This window comes from Methylobacterium sp. GC_Met_2 (assembly GCF_026540795.1).
Classification (GTDB): Bacteria; Pseudomonadota; Alphaproteobacteria; order Rhizobiales; family Beijerinckiaceae; genus Methylobacterium.
Window position 1 is genome coordinate 1 of sequence record NZ_JALNUM010000025.1, and the last position, 23,643, is coordinate 23,643.

The following is a 23,643-nucleotide window of genomic DNA, read 5'->3' on the forward strand; positions in this document are numbered from 1 at the left end:
CTTTGCTTAGGGCGCCTCCGCCTCGCGCTGGAGCAGATCGCGCTTGCGCGCCACACCCCAGCGATAGCCGGAGAGCGCACCGTCCGAGCGCACCACCCGATGACAGGGGATCGCAACCGCGATTGCATTCGCACCGCAGGCCTGCGCCACGGCCCGCGTCGCAGCGGGGAGCCCGATGGCGCGGGCGATCTCGGCGTAACTCGCGGTCGACCCCACGGGGATGCGCCGCAGCGCTTCCCAGACCCGCTGCTGAAAGGCGGTGCCGCGGATGTCGAGGGGCAAATCGAGGCCGCGCCCCGGCGCCTCGACCAGACCGATGACCCGCGCCATCCAGTCCTCGAAGACAGGATCGCCCCCGACGATCTCCGCGCCCGGGAACCGGTCCTGAAGATCCTGCAGGAGCGGCTCCGGCGCGTCGCCCAGCAGGATCGCGCAGATGCCCCGATCGGTCGCCGCCACCAGGATCGCGCCCAGGCTGCAGGCGCCGATTCCGAACCGGATGCGCAGGCCTGCCCCGCCCTTCCGATAGACGGCGGGGGCCATGCCCAAGCGCGGGGCGCCCTCGGCGTAGAAGCGGCTCGCCGCGCCGTAGCCGGCCTCGTAGAGCGCCTCGGTGACCGAACGCGCCTCGGGCAGCCGGGCGGCGAGGCTGGCAGCCCGGTGCGCGGCGGCGTAGGCCCGGGGCGTCACGCCGGTGGCGGCCTTGAACACCCGGTGGAAGTGATAGGCGCTCATCCTCGCGGCCGCGGCGAGTGCGGCGAGGGTCGGCGCGGACTCCGCCGTCTCGATCAGCCGGCAGGCGCGGGTGATCGCCTCGGCCTGGCGCTCGGCAAGGCCCGGCGCATCGGGCCGGCAGCGCAGGCAGGGCCGGAAGCCGGCGGCCTCCGCCTCGGCGCAGGTTCGATGGAAGCTGACGTTCTCTGGCCGGGCGGCCCGCGCCGCACAGCTCGGCCGGCAGTACACGCCGGTCGTGCGGACCGCGTACACGAAGGTGCCGTCTGCCCGGGCGTCGCGGGCGGCAAGCGCCGCCCAACGGTCGGCATTCGGATCCGTCGCCGGATCGGGGCTCGGAACGAGGCTCATGGCGACGGCGCTCTGCGGCTGGGCGGACGCGGTGAGGATGGGCATGACGGACACAACCGGGCGAGACGGAGGAACGATGCGTCATCCTGGCCGTCCGCCGCCGGCCCGGCATCCCGCGCCTTGCCGCCGAATTCGCGGCGCCAGCGTCCCAGATCCGGGGCGATGCTGTAAAGGCGGACGACCTGCCGCACGAGGGTGACCGTGGCGCCAAACAACACCGACCATATCCACGTCGGACAGGACGGGTGGCTGTTCCTGAAGACCGGGACGAACGACGTCCTCGGCCAGTACGAGCGGCCCGAGGAGACGACCGAGCTCGTCTGGCAATGGCGCAGCCTCATCGCGACGCGGGAGCGGCGCCTGCGCGCCATGGGGACCCTCTACCGGCACGTCGTCGCCCCGGAGAAGCTGATGGTCTACGATCACCGGCTCGACGGGATCACGATCCGGCCGAGCGCTTCGCCGGCCTACCGGCTGCTCCACACCGAACCGCCGTCGCGTCGCCTCAGCGGCCCGTTCGGCCTCTACGCCGCCTGGCGCAGGCGTCGTCGCTGGCGGGAGACCTGCATCGACCTCGTGACGCCGCTGCGCGCGGGACGCGACGCGACCGACCTCTACTGCCGGACCGACACGCACTGGTCCTTCGAGGGCTGTTATTGCGCCTACGCGGAGATCTGCCGGGCGCTCGGCGCCGAGCCCCGGGCGGATCTTCGGGACCGGCCCTCCTTCGAGACCGACCACGACGGCGATCTGGGCAGCGCCTTCGATCCGCCGCGGCGGGCGCGGTCACGGACCGTGATGATCCAGCAGGATGCGGTGCGGACCTATGCCAGCCCGATCGTCGAGACGCGCGAGAAGGCGGGCCTCCTGCATACGCTGCATGTCGGCGCGCATGTGGTCTACGGCAACGCCAAGGCCACGGATCCGCGCCGCGTGGTGCTGTTCGGCGATTCCTTCTCGCACGTCATGCCGTACATGCTGACGATCCTGCTGGCCGAGACCTTCAGCGAGCTGCATTTCGTGTGGAGCACGTCGCTCGACTGGTCCTATATCGCGAAGGTCCGGCCCGACATCGTGCTCACGGAAGTGGCCGAGCGCTTCATGGTCCAGTTGCCCGACGACACATTCTCGGTGGAGGCCTACGCCGAGGAGCGGTTCGGCGCGGAGCTGGCGGCAGCCCGTGCCGAGCCCGTCCGGACACGCGCCTCATCGCAACGTCGATGCACAAGCGAGACGACCGGATAGCGCGGGCGACAAGCCAGGCGCCCCGAGGAACGCGATATGTCCCTCACGCATCACCTTTCAGACCATATTCGGAGTTTAGCGTTTCGCCTGACAGCAATGATGTCGAGGGAGCCGGCCGTTGAAGGCGTTGATCGGAAAACTACACGGTGATCTGATCTTCGACAGGCGAACGCGCGTTCTTGCCGAATCCCTGACCGGTCTGCTGCCCCGTGACGCGACCGTTCTCGATGTCGGCTGTGGTGATGGAACCATCGCCGGCCTCTGTCGTACGATCCGGCCCGATATCCATGTCGAAGGCATCGACGTCTTCGTGCGGCCCAGCACGGTCATCCCGGTGAGCGCCTTCGACGGAAAGACCCTGCCGTTCCCGGATCGGTCCTGGGATGTCGTCACCTTCATCGACGTTCTGCACCACACGGAAGACCCGGGGCAACTTCTCCGGGAAGCCGCGCGGGTCGCGCGTCGCTACGTCATCCTCAAGGACCATCTGTCCGAGAACAGCTTGGACCGCCTGTCGCTCTCATTGATGGATTGGATCGGCAACGCGCCTCACGGTGTCGCACTGACGTACAACTATCAATCGTCGCAACAATGGATAAATCTGTTCGCGCGCGCGAATTTGCAGGCCGACGCTGAGACCAGCGATATTCCCTTATATGTCTTTCCTCTGAATTTATTCTTCGGCCGGAGACTTCACGTCATCACACGGCTTCGCCCTGACCACCCGGGCTCATAGCCAAGGCTGGAAGCGATTGACGCGGCAGAAGCCAGACCTCAGCTGGCCATTGCGCCCGGTGACGGAACACGCCTGTTCTGCCGAAACCAAGCCGCAATCAGCAACGCCAGAAGAGGGATCAGCCAGATAACGCGCGCTTGGTAGCGGGCGAAGACACCGGATACGGCCCCGCAGATCATCGCGTTCACGATCACGCCCACCACGATGAGCACCACGGCACCGGCGAACGGCGGAACCGGATCCGATCCGCCCGGCCGCGCAGGCACGAAGAGATCAAAGCATCGTGTCTTGACCGTCGACCACACGATGAAGATCCAAGCCACCATCACGACGACAATATGAACGATTGCGACAAACAGAGGATTCGCCCGGACGTCACAGCTCTTCGGGATGGCGTCGCAGGATTGCAGATCGGGCACGATGCGCTGGATCGCCGTTCGATCCCACCACGCGAGTTTGAGGAACCGTGCGGGCGAGCTCATCGGCTCGGCAACATAGAAGGTCATCAATTGCTGCAGCCCATTCTGCAGAAGGCGCGTGATGACGGCTACGGGATCACACGCGACAACCGCCGATACGAAGGCGGGCTCCTCGTCGCGTAGTCTGGTCCTGATCTCGTAGGTCGAGGTCGAGAAGATCCCCTTCAAAGGGTCATCCGACCAGAGGATCTCGTCCTCACTGGCCACCGGCCTATTCGTAAACCGGCATAGTGTCGGGCTGGCCCCACCCGGACAAGCGGACGCCAGATAATCTCGGCCCGGTCCGTCGGCGAGGAGGCGCGCCATGAGGAAGGGCGGCGTCCGCTGCGCGACCCCGACATCCGCGCGGTAGATCGCGCCGAACGCCCAATTCATCGAAACGGCCACCAGGATGGACATGGCGAGCCAGCCCGCGCGGCCCGCGACGAGCCGCAGCGGTGTCTTGAACACGGCCAGGATCGCGAGGGCGGCGACCGATAGACTCGCGGCGAGTGCGATATTGGCGGCATGAAACGTGAGGCTCGCCACGAGCAGCACCCACAGCATGGAGCGCTCCCATGGGGTAAGCTGCGCCGGACAGAAGGCGAGGATCGCCAGGGCAATGATCAGCAGTCCGGCGTAGAGATCCGGCATCGCGAAGGCTGCGAAGAACGGCAGGCTTGTGCCGAGCCCGAGCATCAAGATCACAGACTGGTAGAAGATCGGCGAGGCCGCCGGCAACATTGCGCGGATCAAGATGCAGATCGACCACGCCGCCAGGAAGGCTTGGCCCGCAGCAAGCAGCCACAAGGTTCCAAACCTGACGGCCAGAACAAGAACGAGGCCGTAGAACGGGGATCGGCCGCCCGCGATCGTCGCAGGCGTCTTGTCGCGCATCGCGTGCGATTCCGGCATGACCGAAGTCGGATCCGTCAGGCGGTTCCTGTCGAGATCCGGCAGCGCGATGCCCAGACGCCAAGCCAGATACTCTCCTTGCGAGTAATACTGCACCGTGTCGTTGAAAACTGATGGCCTTCCGTTGGCCGCCGCGACGGCGAACAGCACGGCACTGGCGAACAGGACATGCATCCACCAGGCTCGGCGCATGCGTCCGGCCACAACGCCGCGTCCAGCCCGACGACGCCGCGTGGCGGCATCCGAAGATACGGCCGTCATCATAGTCATGACCTTTGACAGGAAGCGCCGCGACAGTCAGCGCGCGCCGTCGCCCCGGTTCTGCTGAGGGCGGAACCGGCAGCGCAACCGGTTCAAGCTGCCGATTGCCGGCGTTCCGCCGCCGACATCTCCACCTTCGGAGCCTCGGATTGCAGGAAATCAGCCTCGTTGCCGCCGATCACGGCGAGGAGAAAGCCGCCGAGTGCATTCTGAGCGCCGACCACCAGAAGCGTCGTCCCCGCCACCGCGGGCAGGACGCTGCCGATCGGGCCGTAGCTGTTCCGGGACCAATACCAGATCACCAGTGCGAGGATGGCTACGCCAGCCATGAAGGTGATGAGGCCGGCCCCGAGCATCGTTTCCAGTGAAACCCAGCTTGTCCATCGCGCATGACGCCGACTCGGTCTGCGGTATCCCTCGCGCGCACCGTAGAGATGCGTCGCCGCCGCGAACAGACTCAGGTTGTGGGCCAGTCCAAGCATCGCGCCAGCCAGGATCACCCAATAATTGCCAAGGAAGAACGTCCGTTCTTGACCCAGAGCCAAGGCGGCCGCGGCCAGCAGCAGGATTGCAAGCCCGCCGCTGGCGAGGAGAGCCGCGGGGGCAGCGAAGATCCCGGTCGGGCTCAACATCAGCAGGTATCGCAGGTGGCGCCATCCGTCCCGCCACGGGCGCAGGTGCGAACCACGGCCGCGACAATCGCGCGACAGGGTCGCCGGACTCTGGGTGATGCGCTCGCCGTTCAGGGCCGCTTTGATCACCATCTCGCTGGCGAACTCCATGCCGCTCCCGCGCAGCTTCAGCCGGCGATGGCACCCCTTCGTCAGAGCGCGCAAACCGCAATGCGCGTCCTCGATGCCGGCCCGGAACAGCAGGTTCAGGATGCCGGTCAGCACGGGGTTGCCGATGTAGCGGTTCTTCCACGGCATGGCACCGGCGGCGATGCCGCCCTGGAAGCGCGAGCCCATGCAGAGATCGGCGCCGGAGCGCAGGGCCATCACCATGGCGACCGCATCGCGGAAGTCGTAGGAACCGTCGGCGTCGCCCATGACGAGGTAGCGGCCTTGGGCCGCCTGAAAGCCGCCGTTCAGTGCAGCCCCGTATCCGCGCCGGGAAACCGCAATCACGCGGGCACCGGCCGCGGCCGCAATCGCGCGGCTCTCGTCGATGCTGCCGTTATCCGCGACGATGATCTCACCGTTCAGCGCGTGCGTTTCGCTGAGCTGATCCAGGGCCGCGCGCGCCGTCGCCAGGGCGGAAGGCAGGGCCTGCTCCTCATTGAGACACGGAATGACGATGGAAACGTCGATCGGGCCCGCGCCTGAAGTCCAGTCGTTCCGACCCATAGAAACCGTCCGAGCTGCTCATCGGGCACGCTACGGAACGAGAGCCTGCGGTTCGGTTAACCAAATCGGCATCGGCTGACGTTTGATTTGATCTCCGCCCGATGTGACCCATTCGATCGTGAAGGGGCAGCGGAGGCCGTACATACCGGCCGAAGGCGTCATCCCCTCACACGACAGCGGCGGTTCCAAACTGCCTCGCGGAAGAACCGCCCCGTTGCGCCGCGCTCAGTCCTGCAGCTTGGCCACCAGTGCGTCCGACAGGGCGAAGTTCACGTAGACGTTCTGGACATCGTCCTGATCCTCGATCACCTCGACGAGGCGGATCAGCTTCTCGCCGGTCTCGTCGTCGACATCGATCGTGTTCTGAGCCTTCCAGATCAGACCGGTGCGGTTCGGCTCGCCGAAGCGGGTTTCGAGGGCCTTGGCGACATCACCGTAGGAATCCTGGGCGCAGATCACCTCGTGGCCGTCCGGGCCGGAGCTCACGTCGTCGGCGCCGGCCTCGATGGCGGCCTCCAGCATCGTGTCGGCATCGGCCACGGAGGCCGGATAGGCGATCACGCCGACGCGGTCGAACATGAACGCGACCGCGCCGGTCTCGGCGAGGCTGCCGCCCGACTTGGTGAAGGCGGAGCGCACGTCCGAGGCGGTGCGGTTGCGGTTGTCGGTCTGCGCCTCGACGATCAGGGCGGCGCCGCCGGGGCCGTAGCCCTCGTAGCGGATGTCCTCGTAGTTCTCGCCATCGGCGCCAGCGGCCTTCTTGATCGCGCGCTCGATATTGTCCTTGGGCATGTTCTCGGCGCGGGCCGCCAGGATCGCCGCCCGCAGGCGCGGGTTCATCGCCGGATCGGGCGTGCCGAGCTTGGCCGCCACGGTGATTTCGCGGGCGAGCTTGCCGAACACCTTCGAGCGGACCGCGTCCACCCGGCCCTTGCGGTGCATGATGTTCTTGAACTGGGAATGGCCTGCCATGGCGTGTCGGACTTTGTTCTTGGGCGCGGGCGAGCTTGAGGACCCCGCCGACGCGGCTGTGAGGTCGCCCGCGTTATAGGCCGCCGGGTTTCGCCGAAGCAACGCGGTCGCCCAAGCTGTTCGTGATCGGAGAAAAGCGGAAAGATCGCCGCGGTCGAGCGTTGCCGCAGGGAATGTCTCTCGCGCCAGGGATGCGATGTCGAGCCGGAACGGACGTAATACGGTGATGGTGGCAGGCGCGAGCGCCGGCGTCGGACGCGCAGTCGCTCACGAATTCGCCCGGCACGGCTGGAACGTCGGTCTGATCGCCCGGGGCGAGGCGGGGCTGCGCGGCACGATCCGCGACGTGGAGCAGGCCGGCGGCCGGGCCTTGGCCTTCCTGGCGGACGTGGCCGATGCCGACGCCGTCGCGCAGGCCGCCGACGAACTCGCCGAGCGGTTCGGCGGTATCGACGTGTGGGTCAACAACGCGATGGTGACGATCTACGCGCCCGTGCAGGACACCAAGCCGGAGGAATTCCGGCGGGCAACCGAGGTCACTTATCTCGGGCAGGTTCACGGCACGCTGGCCGCTCTGCGGCACATGGTGCCGCGCGACCGGGGCACGATCGTCCATATCGGCTCGGCGCTGGCCTACCGGTCGATCCCGCTCCAGGCCAGCTACTGCGCCGCCAAGGCCGCGGTGCGGGGCTTCGTCGACAGCCTGCGCAGCGAATTGCTCCACGATGGCAGCCGGGTGCGACTCACGATGGTGCAGCTGCCGGCGGTGAACACGCCGCAATTCGATTGGGCGCGCTCGCGGCTGCCGCGCAAACTCGAGCCGGTGCCGCCGATCTACCAACCCGAGGCCATCGCCCGCCACGTGTACCGGGCGGCCCACGACGCGCCGCGGGAATTGTGGATCGGCGCCTCGGCCTGGAAGGCCATCGTCGGAAACATGCTGATCCCGGGCTGGATCGACGGATACCTTGCCCGGCACGGCTATCGCGGGGAGATGACCAGCGTGCAGGCCCAGAAGAACCGCCCCGACAACCTCTACGACCCGGTCGACACCGATCCCGGGGCACATGGGCGCTTCGATTCCCGTGCGACCGCGCATGTTACTGCAGCCGACCCACGCTGGCTCAAGCTCGGGCTTGCGGCGGCTCTGGGTGTCGTCGCCGGCACGATGCTGTTCGCCACCGAGGCGCACGGACGGAGCGAAGGGCAAGCAGATCGCCGGCTTGGCAGGGATTGACCCTTCGAGGTTCACTCGCTGGTGCGCGGCATCGTGACTCCGTCGGCTTTGCGGAGTTTGGTGCCTCGCATCCCACTCGGCTTGCGGCTATCGGAAGAATCAGATGCCGATCACGACCCGTCGCGAGTTCATGCGGAGCGCGATCGCCGGAGGCACCCTCCTAAGCCTCGGTGAGCATGCGCGGGCCACGGCCCCCCTCGGCGGACCCCAGGCGCCGGGCTACTATCGAATGCGCCTCGGCACCTACGAGGTCACCATCGTCAACGATGGCGCGCGAAGCTTCCCGATGCCGGACCGCTTCGTGCGCAACGTCCCGCGGGACGAGGCGCTCGAAGCCGCGCAGGCCGCCTACATGCCGCCCGGTCAGGTGACGGTGCCGTTTAACCCGACCCTGATCAACACCGGCTCGAAGCTGATCCTGATCGATACGGGGAACGGGCCGGTCGCGGGCGGGCCGGTCGGACGCCTTACGGAAAACCTGGCAGCCGCCGGGGTCAGGCCCGAGGATGTAGACCTCGTGCTGATCTCACATCTTCATCCGGATCACACGAACGGGCTCAAGACCGCCCAGGGTACGCTCGCCTTTCCGAATGCCGAGATCCGGGCGGCCTCGCCCGATTGGGCGTTCTGGATGAGCGACACCCACATGGCCCAGGCCGCCGATCCGGTGACACAGGCCTACTTCGCCAACACCCGGAAGGTTCTCGCCGATCTGAAGGACCGGGTCCGCACCTTCGCCTGGAATGAGGAGGTCGCTCCCGGGATCACGGCGCTCGCCGCCCCCGGGCATACTCCGGGCCATACGGCCTTCGCGGTGGCTTCCGGATCGGACCGGCTGCTGATCCAGTCCGACGTGACCAACATCCCGGCGTTCTTCCTGCAGCACCCGGACTGGCACGTGATGTACGATTACGATGCCGATCAGGCACAGGCGACGCGGCACCGCTTCTACGACATGGCCGCAGCCGAGAAGTCCTTGGTGGTGGGTTATCACTTCCCTTTCCCGTCGCTCGGCCACGTGGAGCGGGCCGGGTCGGGTTATCGTCTGGTGCCTGTCGCCTGGAGCGCTGCGCTCTAATCGTCGGATGCCTCATGCCACCGCATGAGGCCCGCCAAGTCTACGACGCCACCCGGCCATTCCACCCCACCGATGTGCTGGTGCGGCTGCCCCGGCTCTCCGAGATCCGAGACCGCCGAGAAGGCTCCGTCGAGCTTGTGGCTGCCGGTATAGCGACTGCGGGTCGCCAAGACCGGAAGGCCGGCGGCGCGCGCCGAACTGATCCCGGCGGCCGAATCCTCGACCGCGACGGCCTCCGAGGCGGCGATGTCCAGGCCGGCGAGCGCCAGGAGAAACACGTCCGGGGCGGGCTTCTTGCGATCCGCCTCGTCGCCCGCCGCGATCACGTCGAAGGGCGCATCGCCCGGCGGAAAGTTGATGGCCAGCAGTCGGTCGACATTCGGCCGGCTGGTGGTGGTGGCGACGGCGAGCCGGATGCCGGCCGCCCGGGCCTCGGCGATGAGCCGGGCGATACCGGGTCGCAGCGGCAACCGGCTCTCGGCCACAAGTGCGCCGTAGGCCGCCGTCTTGCGGGCATGAATCTCGGGCGCCAGCGCATGGAACGCTTCGGCTCCAGCCGGCTGCTGCGTGTCGATGTAATGGGCGAGCCGTTCCTTGCCGCCCATCACGGTGAGCAGATCGGCGTAGAGCGCCGCGTCCCAGTGCCAGGGAAGGCCCAGTTCGGCGAAGGCGCGGTTGAACGCCTGCCGGTGCAGGTCCTCGGTCTCGGCCAACGTGCCGTCGACGTCGAAGATCAGCGCCCTCAGCACGAGAGGTCGCGGCCGGAGGCGCCCTCCGCGCCATCCCGGATCGCCGCGATACGCTCCGCATAGGCGCTCGGTCCGCCACTGAAGACGGCGTTGCCGGCCACGAAGGTGTCGGCGCCGGCGCGGCTCGCAGCCCGGACGGTCTCGGGGTCGATGCCGCCATCGACCTGGATCCGGATGTCGCGGCCCGCCACCATCGCCCGCACCCGCGCCACGGATTCCATGGCGCTCTTGATGAAGCTCTGGCCGCCGAAGCCGGGATTGACGGTCATCACCAGCACGAGGTCCACGAGGTCGAGCACCGGCTCCACCACGGCGGCCGGGGTGCCGGGGTTGATCGCCACGCCGGCGCGCTTGCCGAGGTCACGGATCGTCTGGAGCGAGCGGTGGATGTGCGGTCCGGCCTCGGCATGGACCGTGATGCCGTCGGCACCGGCCTCGGCGAAGGCCGCGAGGTATGGATCCGCCGGGGCGATCATCAGGTGGACGTCGAAGTACTTCTGCGTATGCGGGCGCAGCGCCTTCACCACCGGGGGGCCGAAGGTGATGTTGGGCACGAAATGGCCGTCCATCACGTCGAGATGGATCCAGTCGGCCCCCGCTGCGTCCACGGCGCGGGTTTCCTCCGCGAGCATCGAGAAGTCGGCCGAGAGGATCGAGGGGGCAATGATGGGAGGAAGCATCACGGGTCTTTCAGCAACGGCGGGCTCGGATGACGGTCAGCACACAGGCCGATCCGGTTCGGACCCTCATCCTGAGGTGCCGCGGAGCGGCCTCGAAGGAGGGCTCCAGGGATCGCGCGGCCGGCTGAAGGGCTCCTTCGAGGCCTCCGCTGCGCTTCGGCGCCTCAGGATGAGGGTCTGGGCGAGATCAACGTTTCGGTTCGGTCCAAGATGCCCCTCCCCTGTCAGGCCAGCCGGCGTCGCCGTTCGACGAGTTGCATGATCATCGGCGTCAGGATCAGCTGCATGGCGAGATCCAGCTTGCCGCCCGGGATCACGATGGAATTGGCCCGGCTCATGAAGCTGTCGTGGATCATGGAGACCAGGTAGGAAAAATCGATCCCCTTCGGGTCCTTGAACCGGATCACCACCATCGACTCGTCGGCGGTGGGGATCCAGCGGGCGATGAACGGGTTCGAGGTGTCGACCGTTGGTACACGCTGGAAGTTGATGTCGGTGAACGAGAATTGCGGGCAGATGGTCTGCACGTAATCGGGCATCCGCCGCAGGATCACGTCGGTGACGGCGTCCGTGGAATAGCCGCGGAACGACCGGTCCCGGTGCAGCTTCTGGATCCACTCCAGGTTGATCACCGGCACGACACCGATCTTCAGGTCGGCATAACGGGCGATGTCGACATCCGGGTCGGCCACGCAGCCGTGAAGGCCCTCATAGAACAGGAGATCCGAATCTGGTGGGAACGCCTCCCACTCCGAGAAACTACCCTCGGCGATCCCGTAGGCCTGCGCGTCATGCTGGTCATGGGCGTAGTGACGGGTCCGGCCGGTGCCATTTTCGGCGTAGCTGCGGAACACCGCCTCCAGCTCCGGCAGCAGGTTCGCCCGCGGCGCGAAGTGCGACAGGGTCGGCTCGCGCGCCATCATGGCCCGCATCGTGTCCCGGTCGAAGGCATGGAAGCCGTCGCCCTCGATGAACACCGCCCGCACGTCCTCGCGGCGGAAGATCTGCTCGAAGGTGTTGCGCACCGAAGTGGTGCCGGCCCCTGAGGAACCGGTCACCGAGATGATGGGATGACGCGCCGACATCGTTTACGACTTCACGGCGCGGTTATGACCGCATCAGGCCGCGCTGGCCGAAGAGTGGCGAGCGGCCGGCATCGGGCTTGCCGCCCCCGTAATAGGTTGCGACGCAATCCACCTCCTCGGTGGAGCCGCAGACCAGCGGGGCGCGCTCATGGATGCCGGTGGCTACGAGGTCGAGGATGCGCGTCTGACCGTCCGTGGCCGCGCCGCCGGCCTGCTCCACCAGCATCGCCACGGGGGCGACTTCGTAGAGCAGCCGCAGGCGGCCGCGGGCGTAGTTCTTCCGGGCATCGCCCGGATAGAGGAACACGCCACCCCGGGTCAGCACGCGCTGAATGTCGGCCACCAGGGAGGCGAGCCAGCGCATGTTGTAGTCCTTGTCGCGCGGGCCCTCGGTGCCACGCTGGCAATCCTCGATATAGGCCTTCACGGGGGCGTCCCAATGCCGGGCGTTCGAGGCGTTGATGGCGAATTCCTTGGCGGAGGTGGGCACCGCCATGGCGGGGCTCGTCAGCTTGAACGTCCCGTCCTTGCGGTCGAGCACGTAGGATTGGGTGCCCTGGCCGAGCGTCAGGACCAGCGCCGTAGCCGGGCCGTAGGTCACGAAGCCGGCTGCGATCTGCGCCGTGCCGGGGGTCGTGAACGAGGCAAGCGGATTGGCCGGGTCCTTGATCGACGGCCGGATGCCGAAGATCATCCCCACCGCCATGTTGACGCCGATGTTGGAAGACCCGTCGAGCGGATCGATCGCGACGGCGAGCGGCGCGTCCGGGTTCAACCGCATCACCTCCTCGGCCTCCTCGGAGGCGACCTCGGCCACGGGGGCGCCCCGCAGGGCGGCCGTCACACTCTCGTGAGCGATCACGTCGAGCGCCTTCTGCACGTCGCCGTCGCTGTTGTGCTCGCCCGCCGCCGCGAGGTCGCCGCCGAGCGACCCGCGCCCGATCCGCTCGCTGATCTCCGCCGCAGAGCGCGCCACCGCGGCGATCACCACGGCAGCATCCTTCAGCGCCGGGTCGGCCGCCACGGCCTGCGCCAGGCAGGCCTCGAGGGGCGTCCCGATCGCCGTTGAATTTGCCATCGGCCTATCCTTCCTGCTCGGATCCCGCCCGCCGGGATCGCGCGTTCCGCGCGGGCTCTGTAGCGGCCGCTCCGCCGGCAAGATAGCGGTCCCGGCCCTTGGATCGACAGGAACCGGTAGCCCGGCGTTCAAGATTTCTGTGCGATCTTGTATGAAAGCACAAAAAATACGAGACCTCGGCGATGCGCAACCTCTCCCTCAAGCAGCTTCAGGCAGTGGCGGCGGTGGCCCGGCTCGGCACCATGACACGGGCGGCCCAGGAACTGAACGTGACCTCGGCCGCGCTCTACGCGCGCATCCGCCAACTGGAGGAAGAAGCCGGTTTGCTGCTGTTCGACCGGACACCGGGCGGTCTGAAGCCGACCGATGCCGGCCGCGAGATGCTCTGGGCGATCGACAGCATCAACACCGTGCTGGAAACCTGCACCGACCGGTTGCGGACCCTGCGCGGCGCCGAGGGCGGACGCGTCGCGCTCGGCGTCGTCTCGACCGCGAAGTATTTCGCGCCCCAGGTGATCGCCGGCTTCGTCAAGAAGCATCCGGGCGTCGAGATCAGCCTGTCGGTGCGCAACCGCGGCCAGACCGTGGAGGCGCTCCGCGGCTACGAGATCGACTTCGCCCTGATGGGTCGCCCGCCCCGGGATTTCCCGATCGAAGCCGCCACCTTCGGGCCCCACCCGATCGTGCTGATCGCGGCCCCCGACCATCCCCTGGCCGGCAAGGCCGGCCTGACCCGCGAGGATCTCACCGATCAGCCGTTCTTCCTGCGGGAGGAAGGCTCGGGCACGCGGATGGTGTTCGAGGAATTCATGGCCGGCGTGCTGGTCAAGCGGGCGCCGCTGGAGATCGACACGGGCTCGAACGAGACCATCAAGCAGGCTGTGATGGCCGGGCTCGGCATCGCGCTGCTCTCGGTGCACTCGGTCGCAGCGGAGTTGGACAGCGGGCGCCTCGTGCTCCTCGACGTGAGGGGCCTGCCGATCCGGCGCGACTGGTACGCGGTTCGCCGCGCCGACAAGGTGCTGGGTCCGGCGGCTTCCGCGGTCTGGTCCTACCTGATGACGGAGGGCGCGCGCAGCCTTCCTGGGGTCGCGCAGAGCGGCCTCGCCCTCGCTGGAGCCCAGGCGTGAGCCCGGCCGGGATCGTCGTCGCGGGCGCGGGCCAGGCGGGCTTCCAGCTCGCCGCCTCCCTGCGCGAGGGCGGCTTCCGGGAGCCGATCACCCTGGTGGGCGACGAGACCGCCCTCCCCTACCAGCGCCCGCCCCTGTCAAAAGCCTACCTCGCCGGCAAGACCGACCGGGAGGGCCTGTTTTTGCGCCAGCCCGGCTTCTTCGCCGAGCACGCGATCATGCACCGGCCGGGGATCCGTGCCACCGCGATCGATCGGGCGGCCCAGCGGCTCCACCTGTCGGACGGCGACAGTCTCGCCTACGATCACCTCGTCCTCGCCACGGGCGCCCGCAACCGCCCCCTGTCGGTCCCCGGGGCCGATCTGGGTGGCGTACACCAGCTGCGCGGGCTGGCGGATGCCGACGCATTGAGGGCGGAGATCGCGGCGGCCCGGGCGATCGTGGTGGTGGGCGCGGGCTTCATCGGCCTGGAATTCGCCGCCGTGGCGGCCGGGCGCGGACTCCCGGTGACGGTGATCGAGGCGGCCGCGCGGCCCATGGCCCGGGCGATCTCGCCCGAGATGGGGGCGTTCTTCCGGACCGCCCATGAAGCGATGGGCGTGCGCTTCGCCTTCGGGGCCGGCGTGACGGCGATCACCGGCCGGGACGGCCGCGCAACTGGTATGTCCCTTGCGGACGGACGGGAGCTCCCCGCCGACCTCGTCCTCGTCGGCATTGGCGTGCTTCCGAATGGCATCCTCGCCGCGGAGGCCGGGCTGCCGGCCCAGGACGGCGTCCACGTCGATGCCTTCCTCGCCACCCCGGATCGGGCCATCTCGGCGATCGGCGATTGCGCCCGGTTCCCGAGCCCCTTCGCATCCGGGCTCACGGCCGACGGCACCGTGCGGATCGAATCCGTGCAGAACGCCATCGACCAGGGCCGGTGCGTCGCGGCCCGGCTGCTGGGCAAGCCCGCCGCCTACGGTGCCTTGCCCTGGTTCTGGAGCGACCAGGGCCCGCACAAGCTGCAGATCGCCGGGCTGTCGGGTCCCGACGATGCCAGCGTGGTCCGCGGGTCCGGGCCGGCCTTCTCGGTGTTCCGCTTCCGCGACGAACGCCTGAGCGCGGTGGAATCCGTCGACCGGGCCGGCGACCACATGGTTGCCCGGCGTCTCCTCACAGCCGGGACACCGCTGACGCCGGATCAGGCGGCCGATCCGGGCTTCGATCTCAAGGCGCTGGCGATGGGGCGGCCCTGAGGATCACTCACCCCGGGAATGCCACCGGCGCCGGCTTCTGCCGCAAGGCATAGGCGGTGCCGATCCCCAGCGCCAGGATGGTGACGGCGCAGCCCATGAGCGCCCCGAACTGACCGAGCCGGACCAGCGCCTGCCCAATCACCGCGACGCCGAGCGCCTGTCCGCAGAAGAACGAGAACGCGTGGAGCGCCACCGCGGAGGCCCGCGCCTTGGGCGCGACCTCGGTCACCTGAGTCTGGTAGGTGTTGTGCAGCATGTAGAAGCCGAGCCCCATGGCGGTGAGCGCGGCGCAATCGACCTGCCACGTGCCCGCCAGTCCGACCACGGTGAGCGACGCGCCGCAGATCAGGCCGCCACCGATGAGCATCCGCGGCAGGCCGAGCAGCCGCACCAGCAGCCCAACCAGCGCCGAGTAGATCAGGCCGCCGACCGCAAAACCGGCCAGCACGAGGCCGGCCTCGCGTGGGCCGCCCTCGCCACGGGCCTCGATCAGCGGCGCGAGGTGCGGAAAGACGCCGAAGATCGCGATAGCCTCGATGAACACCGCCGAGAACAGCACCCGCGCCCGGGGATTACGCAGGATCGTCCGATAGCGCGTCACCGCCTCGCCGAAGGCCGGGCGGCGGGCGGGGGCCCGGCCGGCCCGGTCGAAACCCAGCACCGTTGCAGCGCACGCGAAGGCCGCCACGGCGGCTGTGACCGCGAAGACGCCGCGCCAGCCGATCGCCGCCTCGATCAGGCCCGCGAAGGTCGAGCCGGAGAGCTGGCCGAGGATCACCGCGACCAGGAAGCGCCCGATCGCCACTTGGCGGCCCTCCATCGGCACGCGGTCGCCGAGCAGCGCCAGGGAGAGCGGGATGCAGCCCCCCGCCGCCGCACCCGCCAGCATCCGAAGGCCGAACAGGCTGCCGATATCGGGGGCGATGCAGCACAGGGTGAGGGCCACGGCGAGCACCGCGAGGCAGGTGCTCATCACCCGCTCCTTGCCCAACGCGTCGCCGACCGGCCCCAGCACAGGCTGGATGAACGCGTAGGGCAGCGCGAAGGCGGTGGAGAGCAGCGCCACCGTGTGGGCGTCGCTGCCGAGATCCCGGGCGAGCACGCCGACGAGGGGCTCCACCGAGCGCAGCGCGAAGGTGCTGCCGAACCCCGCGCAGGCCAGCACGACGATCAGGCGCGGGATCGATGTGTCCGGCGGCGCGGCGCGGGCGGTCGCAGGGGTGAGAGCCGGCTCTGTGCTGTCGGTCATGGGGGCGCTTCGCGACGCGGACCAAGATCGGTCAAGCCGCATCGCATCTCCCCGGCCCGAGCGGAACCCCGATATGCGATAGATCAGTGCGCGTAGAACGCAGGATCCGAATCGTCCGTCGGGTGGGCGAACGCCCAGCGCAAGGCGGTGGACAGCGGCACATTGTAGGTGAGGCCGCGCGGCGGCACCGGCTTCAGGAACCAGCGGTCATAGATCGTCTGGATCTCGGGGCTGCGGTAGAGGTCGGCGGTGGCCCGGTCCACCACCGCCTTGAAGGCCGGATCGTCCCTGCGCATCATGATCCCGTAGGGCTCCGGGTTGGACAGCGTCTCGTCGCTGACCACGTAGGCGGCCGGTTCCTTGGACTGGGCCGCCACGACGCTGAGCTGCACGTCGTCCATCACGAAGGCCGCCGCACGGCCGGTCTCGACCATCAGGAACGCCTCCGGGACGTCCTTGGCGGCGATCACCGTGATGCCGAGCTTGCGCTCGTTGTTGGCTTTGATCAGCATCAGGATGTTGGTCGAGCCGGCCACCGACGAGACGGTCTTGCCGCGCAGATCGTCCAAACTGGCGATGTGCTGATCCTTCTTGGAAACGAAACGGGTGGCGGTCAGGAAGTGGGTGTTGGTGAACGCCACCTGCTTCTTGCGCTCGGCGTTGTTGGTCGTCGTCCCGCATTCGAGATCGACCGTGCCGTTGGTGATCAGCGGGATGCGCGATGAGGAATTGACGAACTCCATCCCGACCTCGAGGCCCGGCCGCTTCAGCTCGCGCTTCACGGCGTCGGCAATCTTCATGCAGATGTCGATCGCGAAGCCGACCACCTTCTGGTTCTGGTCGATGTAGCTGAACGGAGGCGCGGTATCGCGCACGCCGAGGACCAGCCGGTTGCTGTCTTGGATCTTCTTGAGGGTGCCGGTGAGGGCATCTGCCCGGGCCGGCTGCGACATGGACAGCGCGACGAGGGCCGCGAGGAGAGACAGCAGACGCATGGGCTGGCTTGATCCGATCGTCGCGCGTCGGGGCAGTCGACCGGTCGTAACCGGTGGAGCCCGAATGCGCGTCCGATCAGGCTCCGAAAGGCCTATCAGCAAGAGTCCGGCCGCGAAGAGATCGGAAGCGTCGATAAAGACACATCGTACCGCCGCCCAAGCCGATCACGCGACCGTATTCGCTGGCGCAGCGAAGTGACCCAGTCGAGCGCGCCCCACCGAACGGGCGCCACCCCGGATTGCTTCGCTGCACGCGCAAGGACTCTGGCGCCCTCAACGGGTTAGCCCACGGCCTCGGCGCGAAGCACGGGCAAGGCCCGGAGTGCCGCGGTGGCGAAGTCCAGGAAGGCGTTCACCCGGGCTGGCCGGAAATCCGCGCTCGGGGTCACGAGTTGCACCGGCACCGGCGGCGGCTCATGAGCGGCGAGCAGGCGCACGAGGCGACCGGCCGCAATGTCCTCCGCTGCTTGGTACGACAGGACCCGCGCGATACCCCGCCCCGCCCGGGCGGCGATCAGCGCGGCTTCGACCTCGTTGACGATGAGGCGCGGCGCGAGGCGCACGCGGTTCACCCCGAAACGCCATTCCCGCAGCCCCGAGCGCCCGACGCCCAGGATGGTATCGTGCTCGGCGAGATCGGCGGGCTTGCGTGGCGTACCCCGGGCGGCGAGGTAATCCGGGCTCGCCACCACGATCTGGCCAACCTGCCCGACGCGGCGCGCCAGGAGGCGCGATTCGGCGAGCTGCCCGATCCGCAGGGCGATGTCGATCCCCTCGTCCACGAGATCGAGGTTGCGGTCGGCCAACACGAGTTCGACCTGCGTCTCCGGATAGGCGTCGAGGAAGCCCGACACGACCGGTGCGACGTGCTTGCGTCCGAACAGAACCGGCGCTGTGATCCGCAGGAGGCCCCGCACCACGTCGCCCGACGCCCCCGACACGGCCATCTCGTATCCCGCAAGAAGGCCCCGGGCCCGCTCGGCGAGATCCAGGCCAGCCTGAGTCGGGGCAAGGCGCCGTGTCGTACGCTCCACGAGGCGGCTGCCTGCCCGGGCCTCGAGGCTGGCAAGTGCCCGGGTCGCCGCCGCGGCGGAGCGGTGCAGCCGCCGCGCTGCCGCGCTGAGGCTGCCGGCATCGACGATCGCGACGAAAAGAGCGAGTTCGTCCAGGCGATCCATCGATTGTTGTGACCTGTGAAATTCTGATTGCCAGAGACTCGGGATTTTCGCCGGTCCACGCAAGGGCAATATCGGTCCCGTCAGGGAGACGCACACGATGACCGAACCCGATCTCACCCTCTACGGCCTGCGCCTCTCGGGCCATTCGCACCGCGCCGAGCTGTTCCTATCCCTGCTCGGGCTACCCTTTCGCTTCGTCGAGGCTGCGAGTGCCGCGCAGCGGGAGGCGGCAGCCTTCGGGCGGCTCAACCCCCTCGGCCAGATCCCGGTTCTGACCGACGGCGACGCGGTGATCGCCGACAGCAACGCGATCCTGGTCTATCTCGCTGCGCGCTATGCGCCGCACAGCGGCTGGATGCCGGGTGATCCACTCGGCGCCGCGCAGGTCCAGCGCTGGCTGTCCATTGCGGCCGGAGAGGTGCGGTATGGGCCGGCGCTCGCCCGGCTGATGGTGGTGTTCGGCGTCCAGGCCGACCGCGCCACCGTCCATGCCGCGGCGGCCCGGATCCTCGCCTTCATGGACAGCCATCTGGCCGATCGCCGATACCTCGCGACCGACCGGGCGACGCTCGCCGACATCGCCTGCTATTCATACGTCGCCCACGCACCGGAGGGCGGTGTGTCGCTGGCGCCCTACCCGGCCGTGCGGGCGTGGGTCGCCCGCGTGGAGGCGCTGCCGGGTTTCGTCCCGATGCCGGCTTCCCCCATCCCCGAACCCGTCTGAGGTGTGCCATGGCGAGCTTCCATGCCGACGAGATTCTGGCTCAAGCGCGGGCCGGCCACGTCCTCGGCGAGACCCCGGCGATCCGCGCCTTCATGCCCGAGCAGCACCGCTTGTTCTTCGCGGGCCTGCCCTACCTCTTCGCGGGCACGGTGGACGCGGACGGCGCGCCGATCGCCACCATGCTGACAGGGCAACCCGGCTTCGTGCGAGCGCCCGACGCGACGCACCTGACCATCGCGGCGCCCCTCGACCCGGCCGATCCCGCGGCCCGGGCACTCGTGCCCGGCGCCGAGGCCGGCCTGCTCGGCCTCGATTTCGCGACGCGTCGGCGCAACCGGGTCAACGGCCGCATCGTGCGGCGCGACGGGGATGGGGTGACGATCGCGGTCGCCCAGAGCTTCGGCAATTGCCCCCAATACATCCAGAGGCGCATGGCCGACCCGGTGCAGCGTTCGCCGGGGCCGATCGAACTCCTCTCCGCTCTGGACGCGGACGCCGCGGCCCTGATCCGCGGCGCCGACACGTTGTTCGTTGCGACCCGATCCCGGGACGGCCTCGCGGAGGGCGGCGGTGATATCTCGCACCGGGGCGGCCGGCCGGGCTTCGTCCGGGTCGACGGTGACGTGCTGACGGTGCCGGACTTCTCCGGCAACCGCTACTTCAATACGCTGGGCAACCTCCTTGGCGAGAACCGGGCAGCGCTCCTGTTCCTCGACTTCGCGCGCGGCGACCTCGTGGTTCTACAGGGGCGCACGGTGATCGACTGGAGCGGCATGGGAGCGGCGGACTTCACGGGCGCGCAACGCTCTTGGTCGTTCACCGTCGAACGTGGCTGGCGGCGGCGGGCCGCCGTGCCCCTGCGTTGGAGCCAGCCCGAGCCGGCGCCGCAGCTCGCACGCACCGGCATCTGGGAGACGGCGTGACAGCCCGTCAGTCCGCCCCGGCCTTGGCGGCCGCCTCGTGCTCCGCGGCGAGTTGTGCGTCCGCGGCTGCCATTGTCTGGAAGGCAGGCCGGGACCGGACCCGCTCGACATAGCTGGTGAGCACCGGGTCGGGCGCGACAAGGCCGAAGCCCGTGGTCCAGCCGAGGGCACTGCCCCACAGGATGTCGGCAGCGCTGAACCGGTCGCCGAGGAGGTAGGGCCCCGGCGTCAGCGCCTCGGTCACACGCGCGATCACGCTGTCGTAGTCCGCGTAGGCCGACATGGCGCGCGGACCGGGCTCCCGCTTCAGGTGGCGGTCGATCACCGCGGGCTCGAAGCACGAACCGTAGAACACCATCCAGCGCAGGTAGACGGCGCGCGCCGGGTCGGTCGTGGCTGGCGCGAGACCGGCATCCGGGAACAGGTCGGCCAGATAGAGGTAGACCGCCGCCTGCTCGGTGACCAACGCGTCGCCGTGCCGGATCGCCGGCACCTTCGCCATCGGGTTGATGGCGCGGTAGGCCTCCCGGAGATGCTCGCCGGCGCGCATGTTGAGCGTGTGGAGCCGGTAGGGCACGCCCAGCTCCTCAAGGAGCACGCGCACCCCGGACGAACGGGTATTGGGCGCGTGATAAAACGTGATGTCAGCCTTATCCGCCACGCTGCTGTTCCCTGAAGTTGCCGATTCGGGTCGCGGCACGCTCTTACCGGCTGACTGCCGGGTCAACTGGTGATCGAAGCCCCCTTCTCCGCGGACCGGAATCGCGGCAGGAACGTTGGGCGATTGTGCGATGCCGCGCGTTGGCCGGTCGGCCGGCACGACGCGAGCCGGGGATTCGAGTTCTGATGGCGAAGATTCTGCTGGTCGAGGACCACGAAGAGATTTGGGACTTCCTGTCCCGGCGGCTCAAACGGCGCGGCTACGAGGTGATCCTGGCCCATGACGGCGAGGCCGGCGTTCGGCAGGCCCGCTCGGGCCAGCCCGACGTGATCCTCCTCGACATGAACCTCCCGGTCCTCGACGGCTGGTCGGTCGCCCGCACGCTGAAATCAGGCACCGACACGCGGGCGATCCCGATCATCGCCCTCACTGCCCACGCGATGTCGGGGGATCGCGACAAGGCGATCCAGGCGGGCTGCGACGACTATCATCCGAAGCCCGTCGACTTCTCGAAGCTGCTCAGCCAGATCAGCGCCGCTCTGGGCGAGACCGCACAGGCGAGCTGAGGCGGATCCGTTCGCCCTCGAAGCCGTTCCCACCCGACCCCCGCGTGTGAGAAGTTTGGAGCGTGTCCGTGAGCGAGGATCCCGTCACTGCCCAGCGCCTGCGGGAGGGCCTTCCGGTCTTCGTGACGCTGGCGTCGCTCCTGCTGGTCGTGGCGACGATGGCGGCGCTGTATCTCGGGCGCGATATCCTTGTGCCAGTGACGCTGGCGATCCTCCTCAGCTTCGTCCTGGTGCCGGCGGTTCGCCTGCTCCGGCGCCTGCGCGTGCCCCGCGTGGCCGCGGTGATGCTGGTGGTGGTGATCGTGTTCGGCGCGCTGTTCGGGATCGGCAGCTTGATCGCCAGCGAGGCGTCCCAGCTCGCCGCCGACCTGCCGCGCTACACCCAGACGATGCGCACGAAGATCAAGGACCTGCGCGGGGCGACTGCCGGAACCGGCAGCCTCTCGCGCATCGTCGACATGGTTCAAGATCTGAGCGCCACGTTGCAGCCGCCGCCTGCTGCTGAGATCAAGGGTGAGCCCGGCTCGCGCACGCACCCGCTCACCGTGGAGATCACCCCCGCCCGCGCCAACGTGGTGGACACGCTCCAGACGTTCGCCGGCCCCCTCGTTCACCCGCTGGCGACGACGGGTCTGATCCTGATCTTCACGATCTTCATTCTGCTGCAGCGCGAGGATCTGCGGAACCGTGCGATCCGGCTCGCGGGCGGCTCGGAGGACCTTAGGCGGACCACGGCGGCGATCGACGATGCCACCGGACGGCTCAGCCGCTTCTTCCTGGCCCAGCTTGCCCTCAACCTCGCGTTCGGCGTCGTGATCGGTGTCGGTCTTTGGGTGATCGGCGTGCCGAGCCCGACCCTGTTCGGCGTGCTGGCGGCGATCCTGCGGTTCGTGCCCTATATCGGCGCTGCGATCAGCGCGCTGTTGCCGCTGATTCTCGCCGCCGCGGTCGATCCCGGCTGGTCGATGGTGATCGCCACCGCGGCGCTGTTCCTCGTGGTCGAGCCGATCTGCGGCCACGTCATCGAGCCGCTGCTCTATGGTCATTCCACCGGCCTCTCGCCGGTGGCCGTGATCCTGGCGGCGACGATCTGGACTTTCCTATGGGGACCGATCGGCCTCGTGCTCGCGACCCCGCTCACCGTCTGTCTCGTGGTGCTGGGGCGGCACGTGGAGCGGCTCTGGTATCTCGATGTGCTGCTCGGCGATCAACCGGCCCTGTCGCCGCCCGAAATCTTCTACCAGCGCATGCTGGCCGGCGATCCGGCCGAGGCGATCGACCAGGGCTGGCAGTTCCTGAAGGAGCGTGCCCTGGTCACCTACTACGACGAGGTTGCCCTCGCCGGCTTGCTGCTTGCCCAGGAGGATATGTCGCGCGGGACCCTCGACCGCGAACGCCAGAAGGAGGTTGGTGGGGCGATCCGCAGCGTCGTGGACCGCCTTGGGACCGCGCCGGTCGCGCGGCGGATCCGGCGTTCATCGGGACGCAGCCCCGATACCGAGACCGCAGCGGCGTTGGCCGCGATCGGACCCGACCGGCAGGTGGCGGGCATCGTTCTCACCCGCGAGGATCTGGCGCCCCACTGGCGCAGCGAGACGCCGGTTCTGTGCGTGTCGAGCCGCGGCCCGTTCGACGAGGCGGCGACCCTGATGCTCAGCCAGATCCTCGGCCGGCATGGGCTGGCTTCGCAGGTCATGTCGATGGCGGCGATCCGCGCCGGCGAGCGGCCCGAGAATCCGGAGGGGCTCGCGCTGATCTGCTTCTCCTATCTGGAGCCGGTGAGCCTCTCGCAGATCCGCTTCACCGTCCGTCAGGCGCGGGCCGCAGTGCCGGGCGTGCGCATCCTCGTGGGCTTCTGGCGCGAGCGCGACCCGGCGACGCTGGAACGCCTGCGCCGGGCGACGTCGGCGGATTTCCTCGTGACCTCGCTCAACGAGGCGCTGTCGGCGGTGCTGAGCACATGCCGCGAGCCGACGCGACGGGTCGCTCCCGTTTCGCAGGTCCCGCTGCCCGATCCGGTCCCCACGACGGCGACCGCCTGAGCGTTCAACTCGGA

22 protein-coding genes are annotated in these 23,643 nt (G+C 68.7%); 10 read left to right on the top strand and 12 right to left on the bottom strand.

Annotation, left to right across the window (positions count from 1 at the left end; genetic code table 11):
* Nucleotides 1–6: 6 nt before the first annotated feature.
* Complete coding sequence (gene ada, locus OXS49_RS11300; RefSeq protein ID WP_267424265.1) at nt 7–1,083, bottom strand: bifunctional DNA-binding transcriptional regulator/O6-methylguanine-DNA methyltransferase Ada; 1,077 nt, start codon at nt 1,081–1,083, stop codon at nt 7–9.
* 201 nt (nt 1,084–1,284) lie between these two features.
* On the opposite strand from ada, the gene OXS49_RS11305 reads away from it, so the two are divergent.
* Entirely contained in the window at nt 1,285–2,328 is a 1,044-nt protein-coding gene (locus OXS49_RS11305; protein WP_267424191.1) for a hypothetical protein, read from the top strand.
* 118 nt (nt 2,329–2,446) lie between these two features.
* Nucleotides 2,447–3,064, top strand: a complete 618-nt coding sequence (locus tag OXS49_RS11310; protein WP_267424193.1) for a class I SAM-dependent methyltransferase — start codon at nt 2,447–2,449, stop codon at nt 3,062–3,064.
* 38 nt (nt 3,065–3,102) lie between these two features.
* Here OXS49_RS11310 and OXS49_RS11315 read toward each other — a convergent pair whose 3' ends face one another.
* From OXS49_RS11315 to OXS49_RS11325, 3 genes are all read right to left on the bottom strand, one after another.
* On the bottom strand, nt 3,103–4,611 hold the full coding sequence (locus OXS49_RS11315) for a hypothetical protein (RefSeq protein WP_267424195.1): 1,509 nt from the start codon (nt 4,609–4,611) through the stop codon (nt 3,103–3,105).
* A gap of 179 nt (nt 4,612–4,790) precedes the next feature.
* Nucleotides 4,791–6,044: a glycosyltransferase family 2 protein gene (locus tag OXS49_RS11320; protein WP_267424197.1), complete on the bottom strand. Its 1,254-nt coding sequence runs from the start codon at nt 6,042–6,044 to the stop codon at nt 4,791–4,793.
* A 225-nt stretch (nt 6,045–6,269) separates the two neighbouring features.
* The gene (locus tag OXS49_RS11325; RefSeq protein WP_244007778.1) at nt 6,270–7,016 is read right to left on the bottom strand and encodes a YebC/PmpR family DNA-binding transcriptional regulator; all 747 of its coding nucleotides are present in this window, start codon (nt 7,014–7,016) and stop codon (nt 6,270–6,272) included.
* A 196-nt stretch (nt 7,017–7,212) separates the two neighbouring features.
* Between OXS49_RS11325 and OXS49_RS11330 the strand changes: the two genes are divergently transcribed.
* Together OXS49_RS11330 and OXS49_RS11335 are read left to right on the top strand one after the other, a co-directional pair.
* Nucleotides 7,213–8,253, top strand: coding sequence for an SDR family oxidoreductase (locus tag OXS49_RS11330; RefSeq protein WP_267424200.1), 1,041 nt, complete (start codon nt 7,213–7,215; stop codon nt 8,251–8,253).
* Nucleotides 8,254–8,356: 103 nt separating this feature from the next.
* A complete protein-coding gene (locus OXS49_RS11335) occupies nt 8,357–9,331 on the top strand; it encodes an MBL fold metallo-hydrolase (RefSeq protein WP_267424202.1) in 975 nt (324 codons plus the stop codon).
* On the opposite strand, the gene OXS49_RS11340 is transcribed toward OXS49_RS11335, so the two are convergent.
* The 4 genes from OXS49_RS11340 to OXS49_RS11355 all read right to left on the bottom strand — a co-directional run bounded on the left by OXS49_RS11340 (nt 9,328) and on the right by OXS49_RS11355 (nt 12,923).
* Complete coding sequence (locus tag OXS49_RS11340; RefSeq protein WP_267424204.1) at nt 9,328–10,080, bottom strand: HAD-IA family hydrolase; 753 nt, start codon at nt 10,078–10,080, stop codon at nt 9,328–9,330. The two genes, OXS49_RS11335 and OXS49_RS11340, sit on opposite strands and share 4 nt — an antisense overlap.
* Nucleotides 10,074–10,760 (bottom strand): ribulose-phosphate 3-epimerase, encoded by a 687-nt coding sequence (rpe, locus tag OXS49_RS11345; protein ID WP_267424267.1) that lies wholly within the window; start codon nt 10,758–10,760, stop codon nt 10,074–10,076. Before rpe ends, OXS49_RS11340 begins: the two co-directional genes overlap by 7 nt.
* Nucleotides 10,761–10,984: 224 nt before the next feature.
* A complete protein-coding gene (locus tag OXS49_RS11350; RefSeq protein WP_244007768.1) occupies nt 10,985–11,845 on the bottom strand; it encodes a phosphoribulokinase in 861 nt (286 codons plus the stop codon).
* Nucleotides 11,846–11,867: 22 nt separating this feature from the next.
* On the bottom strand, nt 11,868–12,923 hold the full coding sequence (locus OXS49_RS11355) for a class 1 fructose-bisphosphatase (protein WP_244007766.1): 1,056 nt from the start codon (nt 12,921–12,923) through the stop codon (nt 11,868–11,870).
* Nucleotides 12,924–13,105: 182 nt separating this feature from the next.
* On the opposite strand from OXS49_RS11355, the gene OXS49_RS11360 reads away from it, so the two are divergent.
* Nucleotides 13,106–14,053: a LysR family transcriptional regulator gene (locus OXS49_RS11360; RefSeq protein ID WP_244007764.1), complete on the top strand. Its 948-nt coding sequence runs from the start codon at nt 13,106–13,108 to the stop codon at nt 14,051–14,053.
* The gene (locus OXS49_RS11365) at nt 14,050–15,291 is read left to right on the top strand and encodes an FAD-dependent oxidoreductase (protein WP_267424207.1); all 1,242 of its coding nucleotides are present in this window, start codon (nt 14,050–14,052) and stop codon (nt 15,289–15,291) included. The genes OXS49_RS11360 and OXS49_RS11365 overlap by 4 nt, the downstream gene beginning before the upstream one ends.
* Before the next feature lie 7 nt (nt 15,292–15,298).
* On the opposite strand, the gene OXS49_RS11370 is transcribed toward OXS49_RS11365, so the two are convergent.
* The 3 genes from OXS49_RS11370 to OXS49_RS11380 form a co-directional block, all read right to left on the bottom strand.
* On the bottom strand, nt 15,299–16,540 hold the full coding sequence (locus OXS49_RS11370) for an MFS transporter (protein ID WP_267424208.1): 1,242 nt from the start codon (nt 16,538–16,540) through the stop codon (nt 15,299–15,301).
* An 83-nt stretch (nt 16,541–16,623) separates the two neighbouring features.
* On the bottom strand, nt 16,624–17,535 hold the full coding sequence (locus tag OXS49_RS11375; protein ID WP_244007758.1) for an amino acid ABC transporter substrate-binding protein: 912 nt from the start codon (nt 17,533–17,535) through the stop codon (nt 16,624–16,626).
* Between the two features lie 281 nt (nt 17,536–17,816).
* Entirely contained in the window at nt 17,817–18,713 is an 897-nt protein-coding gene (locus OXS49_RS11380) for a LysR family transcriptional regulator (protein ID WP_244007756.1), read from the bottom strand.
* Between the two features lie 97 nt (nt 18,714–18,810).
* Between OXS49_RS11380 and OXS49_RS11385 the strand changes: the two genes are divergently transcribed.
* Both OXS49_RS11385 and OXS49_RS11390 read left to right on the top strand, forming a co-directional pair.
* Nucleotides 18,811–19,437 carry a glutathione S-transferase gene (locus OXS49_RS11385; protein ID WP_244007754.1) on the top strand — a complete coding sequence of 209 codons (627 nt, stop codon included), beginning with the start codon at nt 18,811–18,813 and terminating at the stop codon, nt 19,435–19,437.
* An 8-nt stretch (nt 19,438–19,445) separates the two neighbouring features.
* Nucleotides 19,446–20,360, top strand: a complete 915-nt coding sequence (locus OXS49_RS11390; protein ID WP_267424209.1) for a pyridoxamine 5'-phosphate oxidase family protein — start codon at nt 19,446–19,448, stop codon at nt 20,358–20,360.
* Nucleotides 20,361–20,367: 7 nt separating this feature from the next.
* Here OXS49_RS11390 and OXS49_RS11395 read toward each other — a convergent pair whose 3' ends face one another.
* Complete coding sequence (locus OXS49_RS11395) at nt 20,368–21,021, bottom strand: glutathione S-transferase family protein (protein ID WP_267424211.1); 654 nt, start codon at nt 21,019–21,021, stop codon at nt 20,368–20,370.
* A 185-nt stretch (nt 21,022–21,206) separates the two neighbouring features.
* On the opposite strand from OXS49_RS11395, the gene OXS49_RS11400 reads away from it, so the two are divergent.
* Both OXS49_RS11400 and OXS49_RS11405 read left to right on the top strand, forming a co-directional pair.
* The gene (locus OXS49_RS11400; RefSeq protein ID WP_012320502.1) at nt 21,207–21,587 is read left to right on the top strand and encodes a response regulator; all 381 of its coding nucleotides are present in this window, start codon (nt 21,207–21,209) and stop codon (nt 21,585–21,587) included.
* A gap of 68 nt (nt 21,588–21,655) precedes the next feature.
* Entirely contained in the window at nt 21,656–23,629 is a 1,974-nt protein-coding gene (locus OXS49_RS11405; RefSeq protein ID WP_244007748.1) for an AI-2E family transporter, read from the top strand.
* Nucleotides 23,630–23,643: the final 14 nt, after the last annotated feature.

What these genes read in the sequence shown, in the direction of transcription:
- ada (WP_267424265.1), bottom strand. Translation starts at nt 1,083, where the DNA reads ATGAGCCTCGTTCCGAGCCCCGATCCGGCGACGGATCCGAATGCCGAC.
- OXS49_RS11315 (WP_267424195.1), bottom strand. Translation starts at nt 4,611, where the DNA reads ATGCATGTCCTGTTCGCCAGTGCCGTGCTGTTCGCCGTCGCGGCGGCC.
- OXS49_RS11320 (WP_267424197.1), bottom strand. Translation starts at nt 6,044, where the DNA reads ATGGGTCGGAACGACTGGACTTCAGGCGCGGGCCCGATCGACGTTTCC.
- OXS49_RS11325 (WP_244007778.1), bottom strand. Translation starts at nt 7,016, where the DNA reads ATGGCAGGCCATTCCCAGTTCAAGAACATCATGCACCGCAAGGGCCGG.
- OXS49_RS11330 (WP_267424200.1), top strand. Translation starts at nt 7,213, where the DNA reads ATGTCGAGCCGGAACGGACGTAATACGGTGATGGTGGCAGGCGCGAGC.
- OXS49_RS11335 (WP_267424202.1), top strand. Translation starts at nt 8,357, where the DNA reads ATGCCGATCACGACCCGTCGCGAGTTCATGCGGAGCGCGATCGCCGGA.
- rpe (WP_267424267.1), bottom strand. Translation starts at nt 10,760, where the DNA reads ATGCTTCCTCCCATCATTGCCCCCTCGATCCTCTCGGCCGACTTCTCG.
- OXS49_RS11350 (WP_244007768.1), bottom strand. Translation starts at nt 11,845, where the DNA reads ATGTCGGCGCGTCATCCCATCATCTCGGTGACCGGTTCCTCAGGGGCC.
- OXS49_RS11355 (WP_244007766.1), bottom strand. Translation starts at nt 12,923, where the DNA reads ATGGCAAATTCAACGGCGATCGGGACGCCCCTCGAGGCCTGCCTGGCG.
- OXS49_RS11360 (WP_244007764.1), top strand. Translation starts at nt 13,106, where the DNA reads ATGCGCAACCTCTCCCTCAAGCAGCTTCAGGCAGTGGCGGCGGTGGCC.
- OXS49_RS11370 (WP_267424208.1), bottom strand. Translation starts at nt 16,540, where the DNA reads ATGACCGACAGCACAGAGCCGGCTCTCACCCCTGCGACCGCCCGCGCC.
- OXS49_RS11375 (WP_244007758.1), bottom strand. Translation starts at nt 17,535, where the DNA reads ATGCGTCTGCTGTCTCTCCTCGCGGCCCTCGTCGCGCTGTCCATGTCG.
- OXS49_RS11380 (WP_244007756.1), bottom strand. Translation starts at nt 18,713, where the DNA reads ATGGATCGCCTGGACGAACTCGCTCTTTTCGTCGCGATCGTCGATGCC.
- OXS49_RS11385 (WP_244007754.1), top strand. Translation starts at nt 18,811, where the DNA reads ATGACCGAACCCGATCTCACCCTCTACGGCCTGCGCCTCTCGGGCCAT.
- OXS49_RS11390 (WP_267424209.1), top strand. Translation starts at nt 19,446, where the DNA reads ATGGCGAGCTTCCATGCCGACGAGATTCTGGCTCAAGCGCGGGCCGGC.
- OXS49_RS11400 (WP_012320502.1), top strand. Translation starts at nt 21,207, where the DNA reads ATGGCGAAGATTCTGCTGGTCGAGGACCACGAAGAGATTTGGGACTTC.